Annotated in this window: 10 protein-coding genes; 6 read left to right on the forward strand and 4 right to left on the reverse strand. The window is 69.8% G+C overall.

Annotated features, from left to right (window positions below; translation table 11 throughout):
• The first annotated feature begins 2 nt into the window (after nt 1-2).
• A complete protein-coding gene (locus QMG86_RS21750) occupies nt 3-374 on the forward strand; it encodes a cupin domain-containing protein (protein WP_281874524.1) in 372 nt (123 codons plus the stop codon).
• A 4-nt stretch (nt 375-378) separates the two neighbouring features.
• Here QMG86_RS21750 and QMG86_RS21755 read toward each other — a convergent pair whose 3' ends face one another.
• Nucleotides 379-1,659, reverse strand: coding sequence for an adenosylmethionine--8-amino-7-oxononanoate transaminase (locus QMG86_RS21755; RefSeq protein WP_281874525.1), 1,281 nt, complete (start codon nt 1,657-1,659; stop codon nt 379-381).
• A gap of 165 nt (nt 1,660-1,824) precedes the next feature.
• Here QMG86_RS21755 and QMG86_RS21760 point away from each other — a divergent pair, with 165 nt between their 5' ends.
• From QMG86_RS21760 to treY, 3 genes are all read left to right on the forward strand, one after another.
• Nucleotides 1,825-2,760: a bifunctional helix-turn-helix transcriptional regulator/GNAT family N-acetyltransferase gene (locus QMG86_RS21760; RefSeq protein WP_281874526.1), complete on the forward strand. Its 936-nt coding sequence runs from the start codon at nt 1,825-1,827 to the stop codon at nt 2,758-2,760.
• Between the two features lie 219 nt (nt 2,761-2,979).
• Nucleotides 2,980-5,100 (forward strand): glycogen debranching protein GlgX, encoded by a 2,121-nt coding sequence (gene glgX / locus QMG86_RS21765; RefSeq protein ID WP_281874527.1) that lies wholly within the window; start codon nt 2,980-2,982, stop codon nt 5,098-5,100.
• Between the two features lie 11 nt (nt 5,101-5,111).
• Nucleotides 5,112-7,544, forward strand: coding sequence for a malto-oligosyltrehalose synthase (gene treY / locus QMG86_RS21770; protein ID WP_281874528.1), 2,433 nt, complete (start codon nt 5,112-5,114; stop codon nt 7,542-7,544).
• Here the strand turns inward: treY and QMG86_RS21775 are convergent.
• Nucleotides 7,530-8,741 (reverse strand): T6SS phospholipase effector Tle1-like catalytic domain-containing protein, encoded by a 1,212-nt coding sequence (locus QMG86_RS21775; protein WP_281874529.1) that lies wholly within the window; start codon nt 8,739-8,741, stop codon nt 7,530-7,532. The genes treY and QMG86_RS21775 overlap by 15 nt on opposite strands.
• Nucleotides 8,742-8,833: 92 nt before the next feature.
• Entirely contained in the window at nt 8,834-9,067 is a 234-nt protein-coding gene (locus tag QMG86_RS21780) for a hypothetical protein (protein WP_281874531.1), read from the reverse strand.
• 87 nt (nt 9,068-9,154) lie between these two features.
• Between QMG86_RS21780 and QMG86_RS21785 the strand changes: the two genes are divergently transcribed.
• Together QMG86_RS21785 and ilvA are read left to right on the forward strand one after the other, a co-directional pair.
• A complete protein-coding gene (locus QMG86_RS21785; RefSeq protein WP_281874532.1) occupies nt 9,155-9,589 on the forward strand; it encodes a nitroreductase family deazaflavin-dependent oxidoreductase in 435 nt (144 codons plus the stop codon).
• Nucleotides 9,590-9,664: 75 nt separating this feature from the next.
• Nucleotides 9,665-11,020, forward strand: coding sequence for a threonine ammonia-lyase IlvA (ilvA, locus tag QMG86_RS21790; protein ID WP_281874533.1), 1,356 nt, complete (start codon nt 9,665-9,667; stop codon nt 11,018-11,020).
• A gap of 313 nt (nt 11,021-11,333) precedes the next feature.
• On the opposite strand, the gene QMG86_RS21795 is transcribed toward ilvA, so the two are convergent.
• Nucleotides 11,334-12,584 carry a serine hydrolase domain-containing protein gene (locus QMG86_RS21795; RefSeq protein ID WP_281874534.1) on the reverse strand — a complete coding sequence of 417 codons (1,251 nt, stop codon included), beginning with the start codon at nt 12,582-12,584 and terminating at the stop codon, nt 11,334-11,336.
• Nucleotides 12,585-12,669: the final 85 nt, after the last annotated feature.

Here is a 12,669-nt window from a genome sequence, read left to right on the forward strand (position 1 = left end):
CGATGACCGTCATCCGACACTCCGACACCCGCCGCACCGAGACCCCGAGCGGCGTCATGACCACGCTCGCCTCCCCCACCCAGGGCGGCTCGCAGCTCGCGCTGTGGCGGGTCGAGGTTCCCGCGGACACCGCGGGACCGCTGCACTTCATCGACGCCGAGCAGATCTGGACCGTCCTCGCGGGGCGGATCGACGTCGCCATCGACGGCACGGAACTGACAGCGGCCGAGGGCGATACGGTGATCCTTCCGCCGAACGCGCTACGGCAGGTGCGCACCGCGGAGGGCTTCACCGCCATCGTCACCGCACCGGCGGGCGCCCGGGCCGGAACTCCCGACGGCGACGGCACGATCGTCCCGCCGTGGATCGCCTGACCGGTCACCGACCGTCCTGCGCGGCCACCGCGGCGCGCATCCCGGCGGTGATCGTGGCGATGTCGGCGGAGGTGCTGATGAACGGCGGCATGGCGTACACCAGGTTGCGGAACGGGCGCAGCCACACCCCGGCCGCCACCGCGGCATCGGTCGCGGCGCGCATGTCGACCGGGCGCTCCAGCTCGATCACCCCGATCGCGCCGAGCACCCGCGCGTCGGCCACGCCGGGCAGGTCGCGCGCCGGAGCCAGGCCCGCCGTCAGCTCCGTTTCGATCCGGGTCACCTCGCCGCGCCAGTCGCGCGAGCGCAGCAGCTCGATCGACGCGACGGCCACCGCGCAGGCCAGCGGGTTGCCCATGAAGGTGGGCCCGTGCATGAGCCCGCCGTGCGCCGCGCTGATCGTCTCGGCGATCCGCGTGGTGCACAGCGCGGCGGCGAGGGTGAGGTAACCACCGGTCAGCGCTTTGCCGACGCACATCACGTCCGGGCTGACCCCCGCCTGGTCGGCCGCGAAAAGAGTTCCGGTGCGGCCGAATCCGGTCGCGATCTCGTCGAAGACCAGCAGCACGCCGTGTTCGTCGCACAGCCTGCGCAGGTCGGTGAGGTAATCGGGGTGATGCCAACGCATCCCGCCCGCGCCCTGCACCACCGGCTCCACGATGACCGCCGCGAGTTCACCCGCGTGCGCGGCGATCAGGCGATCGAGTTCCGCCACATACTCCGGCCGGTAGTCGCGCGGCGGCACCGGCGCGAACACCTGGTCGGCCAGGATGTCGGTCCATAGCGAGTGCATGCCGCCTTCCGGATCGCACACGCTCATGGGAGTGAACGTGTCGCCGTGATACCCGCCGCGCCAGGTGAGCAGGCGACGCTTTTCCGGTTTGCCCAGCGAACGCCAGTACTGCAGGCACATCTTCACCGCGACCTCGACCGACACCGAGCCGGAGTCGCACAGGAACACCTTGTCCAGCCCGGCCGGCGTCGCTTCGACCAGCAGCTCGGCCAGCCGGGCCGCCGGCTCGTGGGTGAGCCCGCCGAACATCACGTGACTCATCCGCCGCGCCTGGTCGAGCAGCGCGGCGTCGAGCGCCGGATGCCGGTAGCCGTGGATCGCGGCCCACCAGGAACTCATGCCGTCGACCAGCTCGCGCCCGTCGGCCAGGGTCAGCCTGGTTCCCGCGGCGGCGGCCACCACCAGCGGTTCGGTCGTCGCGGGGAAGCCGCCGTAGGGATGCCAGACGTGCTCGGCGTCGAGTGCGGTGATCTGGTCGGGGGTCAGTGCCACAGGAATCCTCGCGTCACGGCCCCGGCCGTCCGGGGCGGCTTGAACGCCGTTCAAGTTAGCACCCGAGCTGGGCGGGTCCGCAAGGGTGGGCGAAGTTCCACCGTTTCCCCACTCGGCAGCGGCGACGCGGAATATTCTTTGACGAAGTCAAAGATTGGAGCCGACGTGACCGCTGCCGCACCCGCCGACATCGCCGCCGTCCGCGAATTCAACCGCCACTACACCCGGGTGATCGGCGTACTGGGCGAAGGACTGCACGACAGCCGGTACTCGCTCACCGAAGCACGGATCCTGTTCGAGCTGGCCGCATCCGACACGACCGAAGTGGTCGCGCTGCGGCATGCCCTCGACCTCGACGCCGGCTATCTCAGCCGCATCCTGGCCCGCTTCGAACAGGCCGGCCTGGTGCGGCGCAACCGCTCCGGCAGCGACGGCCGGCGCCAGGAAGTCCGGCTGACCGATCAGGGCCGGGAAGTCTTCGCGACGCTCGATCGGCGCTCCAGCGACGAAGTGGGCGCGTTGCTCGACGCGCGGCACCCGGCGGCCCGTGCCCGCCTGATCACCGCCATGCGCACCATCCAGCAGATCCTGGACCAGCCCGCCGATTCGCCTTCGTGCACGCTGCGCGCGCCGCGCTCCGGCGACTACGGCTGGGTGATCCAGCGCCACGCGGAGCTCTACGCGAACGAATACGGCTGGGACGGGACCTACGAGGAGCTGATCGTGCGCATCGTGGCCGACTACCTGGCTTCCCGCGACGAGCAGCGCGAGCGTGCCTGGATCGCGGAGTCCGACGGCCGTCCGGTGGGCAGTGTCTTCTGCGTCCGCGAGGACGACACCACCGCGCGGCTGCGCCTGCTGCTGGTCGAACCCACCGCCCGCGGCTTGGGCGTCGGCTCGGCGCTGGTGGACGAATGCTTGCGTTTCGCCACCGCCGCGGGATATCGGGAGATCGTGTTGTGGACCAACGACGTGCTCACCGCCGCGCGGCGCGTGTATCAGCGGGCGGGGTTCGAACTCGTCGACCAGAGCCCGCATCACAGCTGGGGACACGACCTGGTCGGTCAGACCTGGCGGCGATCGCTCACGCCCGCGGACTGACGCGCGCCCGGCCCGCGCGCGGTGCGTCACCACCCCTGCCCGCCGGTCGGCCGGATCCACCTGACGCGCCACCAGCCACGCACTCGGCGGCCTGGCGCACCTCGCGATACTTCTCGGCTACCGCCGCCGCTGGTTGGAAAACCTCTCCGACCTCCCCTGATCAACTCGGCCACAACCACCCGCACAGCGGAGCGCCCGGCTGCCGCTACTGTCGTTGCCATGGCTCAGCCCGACGCAGCGCCCGGCGACGCGACACCACTGGGTGTCTGGCCCGGCACCGCCTATCCCCTCGGGGCCACCTACGACGGCGCGGGCACCAATTTCTCGGTGTTCTCGGAAGTTGCCGACGCGGTCGAACTCTGCCTGATCGAGGGGGACGGCGCCGAGACCCGGATCGCGCTCGACGAGGTAGACGGCTACGTCTGGCATGCCTACCTGCCGGGGATCGATCCCGGGCAGCGTTACGGGTTCCGGGTGCACGGCCCGTACGACCCCGACCGTGGCCTGCGCTGCGATCCGAGCAAGTTGCTGCTCGATCCGTACGGCAAGGCGTTCGACGGTGACTTCGACGATCACCCCTCGCTCTACACCCACGGTCTGGACTCCCTCGGCCACACCATGACCGGCGTGGTGATCAACCCGTACTTCGACTGGGGCGCCGACCGTGCGCCCAACCGCCCCTACCACGAGACGGTGATCTACGAGGCGCACGTCAAAGGCATGACGATGACCCATCCCGAGGTGCCGGAGGAATTGCGCGGCACCTACTCCGGCATCGCCCACCCCGCGATCGTCGACCATCTGAAGGGATTGGGCGTCACCGCGATCGAACTGATGCCGGTGCACCAATTCCTGCACGATCGCGTGCTGCTGGACCAGGGACTGCGGAACTACTGGGGGTACAACAGCTTCGGCTACCTCGCGCCGCACAACGAGTACGCGACGATGGACCGCGCCGGGTCAGCGGTCACCGAGTTCAAGGCGATGGTGCGCGCGCTGCACGCCGAAGGCATCGAGGTGATCCTCGACGTGGTCTACAACCACACCGCCGAGGGCAACCACCGCGGCCCGACGATCGGTTTCCGCGGCATCGACAACGCCGCCTATTACCGCTTGGTCGACGACGACCCGTCGCACTACATGGATTACACGGGCACCGGCAACAGCCTCAACGTGCGTCACCCGCACACCTTGCAGCTGATCATGGACTCGCTGCGCTACTGGATCCTGGAGATGCACGTCGACGGCTTCCGCTTCGATCTGGCCGCGACGCTGGCGCGGGAGTTGCACGACGTGGACCGGCTCTCGACGTTCTTCGACCTGGTGCAGCAGGACCCGGTGGTCAGCCAGGTCAAGCTGATCGCCGAGCCGTGGGACGTCGGCGAGGGCGGCTACCAGGTGGGCAACTTCCCCGGCCTGTGGACGGAGTGGAACGGCAAATACCGCGACACCGTCCGCGACTACTGGCGCGGCGAACCGGCGACGCTGGGCGAGTTCGCCTCCCGGCTCACCGGCTCCTCGGACCTGTACGAGGCCACCGGCCGCAGGCCGAGCGCCAGCATCAACTTCGTCACCGCGCACGACGGGTTCACGTTGCGCGACCTGGTGTCCTACAACGAGAAGCACAACGAGGCCAACGGCGAGGGCAACCGGGACGGCGAGAGCTGGAACCGCTCGTGGAACTGCGGCGCCGAAGGCCCGACCGACGATCCGGGCATCCTCGCCCTGCGCGCCCGGCAGAGCCGCAACCTGCTGGCGACGCTGATGCTCAGCCAGGGCGTGCCGATGCTCGCGCACGGCGACGAGATGGGCCGCACCCAGCACGGCAACAACAACGTCTACTGCCAGGACTCCCCGCTGGCCTGGATGGACTGGTCCCTGCGGGAGGAGAACGCCGATCTGCTCGAATTCACCCGCGCGGTGGTGGCGTTGCGCACCGAACACCCCGTCTTCCGGCGTCGCCGCTTCTTCGCGGGCGGGCCGATCCGGTCGGCGGACAACGCCCGCGATATCGCCTGGCTCACCCCGTCCGGCGAGGAGATGACCGAAGCGGACTGGGACAGCGGATTCGGCAAGTCGCTGGCGGTCTACCTCAACGGCGAAGCGATCCCCGAACCGGGCCCGCGCGGCGAGCGGATCACCGACGATTCGTTCCTGTTGTGTTTCAACGCCCATGACGCGGCTATCGACTTCGTGCTACCGAGCACCGGCGACGGCACGGAGTGGTCGGTAGCACTGGATTGCTCGACGCCGACCGGCCTGGCCGACGCCGGGTATCCCGGCGGCGCGACCGTCGCCGTCGAAGCTCGCTGTCTCCTCGTCCTCCGCCTGGCCGCCTGACCCGAATGCCGATGAACGCACCCGATTCCACCGAGACGCACGTGACCGACCCGGTATCCCTGCGCCGCAAGCCCGCACTCCAGACCACGATCCGCAGCGCCTACCGGCTACAGCTGCGCCCGGACGCGCTGACCTTCGCCGAGGCGCGCGCCATCGCGGAATACCTGCAGCAGCTGGGCATCTCGCACCTGTATCTGTCGCCGATCCTCACCGCGACACACGGTTCGACGCACGGCTACGACGTCACCGACCCGACCACGGTCTCCGCCGCGCTCGGCGGCCCCACCGGGCTCAAGGCCCTCGCCGACGAGGTGCGCAGCCGTGGCATGGGACTGATCGTGGACTTGGTGCCCAATCACGTCGGCGTGGCCGATCCGCGGCAGAACGTATGGTGGTGGGACGTCCTGCGCAACGGCCAGGAGTCGCGGTTCGCGCCGTACTTCGACATCGATTGGAGCCCGGGCAACGGCGCGGGCGGACGGCTGGCGCTGCCGGTGCTGCAGAGCGAGAACGACCCGGCCGCGTTGACCGTGGACCGATCCGGCGCCGAACCCATGCTCGCCCTGCACGATCTGCGTTTCCCGATCGCGCCGGGCACCGACGGCGACAACGCCCTGCGCATCCACGACAAACAGCACTACCGGCTGGTGAGCTGGAAGGCCGGGCTGTGCACCTACCGGCGGTTCTTCGCGGTCAGCAGCCTGGCCGCGATCCGGCAGGAGAACCCCGAGGTCTTCGAGCTCACCCACCGTGAGCTCGCCGCCTGGTGCGAGCACGACCTGATCGACGGCGTGCGGATCGACCATCCGGACGGCCTGGCCGATCCCGCCGGGTACCTCACCCGGTTGCGCAGGCTGATCGGCCCGCACCGGCTGCTGCTGGTGGAGAAGATCCTGGCCAACCGTGAGCCGCTGGACGCGACCCTGCCGATCGACGGAACCACCGGCTACGAGGCGCTCGCCGACTTCGGCGGCGTGCTGATCGATCCGCGCGGCGAGCACGCGCTCACCGAGCTCTCGCGCCGCGTCGCCGGGCACGGCAGCGACCGGGCCTGGATCGGCGAGACCGAGCACCGGATCAAGCGCGCGGTCGCGGAGACCATTCTGGCGCCGGAGATCCGGCGGCTGGTGGCCGCGATCAAACAGGACGCGAACGCCGAGAGTTTCGACACCATGGCGCTGACCAACGCCACCATCGAGGTGCTGGCGTTCATGCCGGTGTACCGGGCCGACTACGCGCCGCTGGCCGGGATGGCGGGCGCGGTGATCGCCGAGGTGGAGAAGCGCAACAGCGAGCTCACCGCGCCGCTGGCGGTCCTGGTCGCGGCGCTGGCCGCCGACGGGGCCGCGGCGGTGCGCTTCAGCCAGGTCTGCGGCGCGGTGACCGCGAAGGCGGTCGAGGACACCATGTTCTATCAGGCCGCGCGGCTGGTCTCGTTGCAGGAGGTGGGCGGCAACCCGGCGCGTTTCGGCCACTCGCTCAACGAGTTCCATCTGTCCATGAGCCAGCGCGCGCAGCTGTGGCCCGCCACGCTGACGACGCTGTCCACCCACGACACCAAACGCGGCGAGGACGTGCGCGCCCGCATCGGCGTCCTGTCCCAGGCCGCGGAGACCTGGGCGCGCAACGTCGACTCCTGGCTGGAGACGGCCCCCGCGCCGGACGGTGCGACGGCGCTGTTCCTGCTGCAGAACATGTTCGGCGTGTGGCCCGCGGACGGCAGGCCCGCCGCGTCGGTGCCCGGTCTGCGCGAACGGTTGCACGCGTTCGCCGAGAAGGCGATGCGGGAGGCGAACACCAAGACCTCCTGGGAGGAGCCGGACGCCGAGTTCGAGGCCGCCGTGCACGCCTGGCTGGACGCGGTGATCGACGGGCCGGTGGGCTCCGAACTCGGCGATCTGGTGCACGAGCTGGCCCCGCACGCTTGGTCGGACGCGCTGGCGCAGAAACTGCTGCAACTGTGCGGGCCGGGCATCCCGGACGTCTACCAGGGCTGCGAGCTGTGGGAGGACTCCCTCGTCGACCCGGACAACCGCAGGCCGGTGGACTTCGCCGCCCGCGCGGGCATGCTGCAATCGCTCACCGGCACACCGGCGCTGGACACCACCGGCGCGGCGAAGATGTGGATCGTCGCCTACGCGCTGTGGTTGCGTCGCGAACGTCCCGACTGCTTCGTCGGCGGCGCCTACCGGCCGCTGTTCGCGACCGGCGACCACGCGAGCAAGGTGGTGTCCTACGCCCGCGGCCGTGCGGGCGAGCCGCCCGAGGTGATCGTCGCCGCCACCCGCCACAGCGTGGGCCTGGCCGAGACCGGATGGGGCGACACGTTCCTCGACCTGCCCGCGGGCAGCTGGACCGATCGGCTGACCGGGCACACCTTCCAGGGCCGGGCGCGGCTGGAGAAGATGTTCGGCAGGCTGCCGGTCGCCCTACTGGTGCGCTGAGAGCTGGAGCGCGGACGCGTCGGCCGGCACGGGGACGTGCTCGAGCTCCTTCTCGAACACACCGCGTACCTGCTCGAAGGTCTTCTCCGGGATCACACCGCCCAGCTCCGCGCGCCACCGGCGCAGGTTCGCGGGCTGGTAGTCCAGCGCGTCCTGCGTGCTGGCCGACAGCCGCACGCCCTGATCGGTGGGCGTGGCGATCCGCCGCCAGGAGTCCCAGTGGAAGCGGGGGCTGCGCGGATTGCGCAGCGTGCGCAGTACGTTCAGGATGCGGTAGCCGATGCTCAGCGAATCGTGCAGCCGCATGTGATCGCCGTCGGTGGTGTCGCAGCGCTTCGACAGCGCGGCCAGCCGGTCGCGGTCGAAGGCCAGACCGACCGACTCCGCCTCGCGGACCATCCACTGCAAGGTCGCGTCGGACAGACCGCATTCGGCGTAGCCGCCCCCGATATCGCTGTGCACGCCGGGGAACCACACCTGCTTGACCCGCTCGAACCCGCGCCGGTACTTCACGGTCGGTTCGACCGGCACCTCCCACACGGACGGCTCGAAGTTGCGCCGCCGCTCATCGATGGCCAGCGCCTGGCGGGCGCAGTGCACGTGACGCGAGAGCTTGACATCGTGGAAGCGGTGGCGCAGCGAGGTGATGCCGGGGACGCCAAGCGCGCCGACGGTGTCGAACACGCCGAGGAAATCGATCTTCGCTCTCCTGCAGTGCTTCCGGCGGAACTCCTGCCACTCCCGCGGCTCCGCCGGGTCCGGGTCTTCGGGCGTGGGCGCGGGCGGGGGCTGCCGGTAGATGCGCAATGCTTCCGGGTACTTGCCCTCGATCATCGCCTCCGGGGTCATGATCCCGATGCGGCTGATCAGGCCGGCCAGGCTGCGCGCGGTGAACGCGCCGCGACTGAAGCCGAAGATGTAGATCTCGTCGCCCTTCTCCCAGTTCAAGGCGAGATGCCAGTAGGCGGACGACAGGTTCGCCTCGAGACCGAGACCGAAGGCGCCGCCCATCAGGCGATCGCTGAGAAAGCCGCGCGCGCCCGGACCGGAGACGTAGGTGACCCACTGCTGGATCGTCTCTCCCGCAGGCCCCGGCGCGTCGAACCGGATCGTCTGGGCGATCTTGACAATATTCGAAACCGTGCTGCTCGATTCGGCCTTCCAGGTGCCGTCGCAACATACAACCAGGCGTTTCATGCGCTGATCCTCCCGCTGGTATCCCATCGAAACCCGCGTACTCGACTACTCGAATTCATCGCGTGGGACGGGAGAGCGTTAATGCGGAGGACTTACGGCGTGCCGCCGGACCGGTCGTCGAGACCCGCGAACGCCATGCCGATCAGCCACCGGGCCGCGCCGAGCGCCGCCGCGACGAGGACCGCGATCTGCGACGATCCTGTGATCAGGGCCAGGACCAGGCAGCTCACCAGCCCGACGACCAGTGCGTCGAGCTTGTAGGCCGGCCACGCGGAGCCCGCGATGTCGATCGTGGTGCCGCGCGCCGAGGAGTGAACGACCGCCATCTGCTCAGGGTAGTCGGAATTCGAAGTTCGGGCCAGCGAACTTTTGTCGCAGGGAACACAGCGAATCGCCGCGGCGTTGCCGCAGACATGCCATTGACAGGTGAATACGAACCGAGCACATCCGGCTGGGCCCGCGAGCAAGCCGAGAAGTACGAGAACTCCGGCGGCACCGAGGGCGCGACCTTGCAAGGCAAGCCGATCATCCTGCTCACCACCAAAGGCGCGAAGACCGGCAAGCTGCGCAAGACACCGCTGATGCGGGTGGAGCACAACGGCGAGTACGCCGTGGTCGCCTCTTTGGGCGGCGCGCCGAAGCACCCCGTCTGGTACTACAACATCAAGGCCGAACCGCATGTAGAGCTGCGCGACGGCACGGTCAACAAGGATTACACCGCGCGCGAGGTCTTCGGCGAGGAGAAGGCGCGGTGGTGGGAGCGCGCGGTCGAGGTGTGGCCCGACTACGCGAACTATCAGACCAAGACCGACCGTCAGATCCCCGTCTTCGTCCTCACGCCCAGGTAGCTCCTACGCAGGTAGCCAGCGTGTCACCGCCACCCGCCGCAGGTCACCGCCGCAGCGGGTGGCACCATGATTCGGGTGTCCAATCCGCTTGATGTCCTCGACGCATTGTCCGCTTCTCGCCCCGCGCTCACCGCGGACGAGATCGATGCTGCCCACAAGCGAATTGCCGACGTCATCGATCCGACCCCGCTACAGCGCAGCGAACGGCTGTCCCAGCTGACCGGGGCGAACGTCTACCTGAAGCGCGAAGACCTCAGCCCGGTGCGCTCCTACAAGCTGCGCGGCGCCTACAACCTGGTGGTCCAGCTGACCGAGGACGAGCGCGCGGCGGGCGTCGTCGCGGCCAGCGCGGGCAACCACGCCCAAGGCGTCGCGTTCGCCTGCCAGGCGATGGGGATCAAGGGCCGCATCTACGTGCCGACCACGACGCCGAAGCAGAAGCGTGACCGTATCCGGGTGCACGGCGGCGAGTTCGTCGAACTGATCGCGGTCGGCGAGACCTACGACGCCGCCGCCGCGGCCGCCGCCGCCGACGTGGAACGCACCGGCGCCACCATGGTGCCGCCGTTCGACGACACGCGCACCGCGGCAGGTCAGGGCACCATCGCCGCGGAGATCCTGGAGCAGCTGCCCATCTCGCCCGACCTGGTGATCGTGCCGGTGGGCGGCGGCGGCTGCCTGGCCGGTATCGGCACCTACCTGCGGGCGCGCTCGCCACAGACCGCCATCCTCGGCGTGGAGCCCGCGGGCGCGGCCTCGATGACCGCGGCGCTGGTGGCCGGAGGTCCGGTTACGCTGCCGGAGATCGATCCGTTCGTGGACGGCGCCGCGGTGCGCCGGGTCGGCACCGTGCCGTACGCCGCGGTGTCCGGTTTCGGCGGGCGGGTGGTCTCGCACGCCTCGCTGCCGTTGCTCACCACCACCGAATCTCCGCGCGGCGCGGGAGCTTTCCAGATGATGCAGGTCGACGAGGGCGCGATCTGCACGACCATGCTCGACCTGTACCAGAACGAGGGCATCATCGCCGAGCCCGCGGGCGCGCTCACCACCACGGCGCTGGCGGAGATCACCGTGGAGCCGGGCTCGACGGTGGTGTGCCTGGTATCCGGCGGCAACAACGACGTGTCCCGCTACGGCGAGATCATCGAACGCTCGCTCGTGCACAGGGGCCTCAAGCACTACTTCCTGGTGGATTTCCCGCAGGAACCCGGTGCGCTGCGCCGTTTCCTCAACGAGGTGCTCGGCCCGGACGACGACATCACGCTGTTCGAGTACGTCAAGCGCAACAACCGGGAGACGGGCGCGGCGCTGGTCGGCATCGAACTCGGCGCGCCGGACGGGCTGGCGCCGTTGCTGGACCGGATGCGGCACTCTCCGATCCAGTGCGAGCGCCTCGAGCCCGATTCCCCGGCTTACCGCTACCTGACCTGACCCGGAATCCGTGCGCGTCCGGTGTCAGCGTCTACACCGCCGGTACCGGGCGCGTCTGCCCTCCCGAACATCACGCCGCCGGTACCGGATGCCCCCACGCCCTCGGACGTCACGCCGCCGGTACCAGCCCCTTCGGACATCACCCCACCGGTGCACCGGGCCACGTCACGCCGCCTCGGCCGTCACGCCGCTGAACGCCTGATGCCCTCGGACGTCACGCCACCGGTGCGGGACGCCGTTACGCCCTCTCGGAAACGTCACACCACCGGTCTAACGGGTGCCTCGAGCCCGCTCGGACAGCACGCCGGGGGCCTCAGGCCGCCTTGGGCGTCTCCGTGGCCGGGATCCGGCGCCGGGAAGCGCGTAGGCAGTTCAGCATGAGCGGCAGCAGCCAGAATGCCACCGTCTGGTCGTAGCTGAGCTGGGCGGCGGACAACCGGTTGTGCACGAAGCCGACCGACAGGCCCAGCCGTGGTTCGGCCCAGCCGAAGGAGCCGCCCAGGCCGATGTGCCCGAACCCGGCGTGAGCGCCCGGCATCGGCAGGGAGTGGTAGCCCAGGCGCCACATCATCGGCAGGTAGAACAGCGCGCGATCGGGCTGGTAGGTCTCGATGCGGCGCAGGGCTTTCATGGTGTGGCGACCGAGGTATCTGCGGTCGGCCACGGTGCCGTCGCCCGCGAGCGCGCCGTACAACTGGGCCAGCGCGGGGGCAGTGGCCACGCCGTTGCCCGCGCCGAGTTCGGTGTCCAGGATCGGCGGGCTCGCGCCTTCCAGAATGGCTTCCAGGCCGGGGAGGAACAGGCAGCGGGTGGCGGCGCCGAGCGCGCCGGGGATCCGGTGACTCCGGCCGAGAACAGCCGCACCCAAGGGTTTTCCGAGCGCGCTGAGCTGGGTGCCCGCCAGCGGGGCGTAGATGGTCGGCGAGCCGGCGGGCGGCTTGCCCAAATGCAGTCCTTCGATGCCGAGTGGTTCGGCGACCTCCGTGCGGATCAATTCCCCCAGGCTGATGCCGGTGATCGAGCGAGTCAGGCCGCCGATCAGCCAGCCGAAGGTGAGCGCGTGGTAGGTGGGCACGCCGAGCAGGCGGTCGGGCTTCGCCGCGGCCAGGCGCTGTTCCATGAGCTCGTGATCCAGCACGTCGGCCAGGCCGCCGGTCGCGATGGGGGCCAGCGCGGACAGTCCAGCCCGGTGGGTGAGCAGATGGCGAACGGTGATCTTGCGCTTGCCGTTGGCGCCGAACTCCGGCCAGTACTCCGCGACCGGGGCGGAGTAGTCGAGCAACCCGCGATCGGCGAGACGATGCACGACGGTGGCGGCGATCCCTTTGGTGGCCGAGAAGATGATCGTGCCGGTGTCCCTGGTCCACGGAGCGTCACCACCGGAGCCGACCCAGATGTCCACCAGCGGCTCTCCGTGCCGGTGCAGCGTGAACGCCGCGCCCGCACCCCGGCGATTGCCGAACGCCCGTGCGAAAGCGCGCACGAACGGTGCGAATTCGGCGGCGGCGCTGCCACCCATCCCCGGGGGAAGAACCGCGAGGTCCCCGGAAGCGACGTTGCTCATCTCTCCACGGTAATGGCATGGGACGATTCCGGCAAAGTACCTGTCTCGGACAGTTGTACGCCCGTTACCGGGCGACCGCCCGAAA

The organism is Nocardia sputorum, assembly GCF_027924405.1.
Taxonomy (GTDB): Bacteria; Actinomycetota; Actinomycetes; order Mycobacteriales; family Mycobacteriaceae; genus Nocardia; species Nocardia sputorum.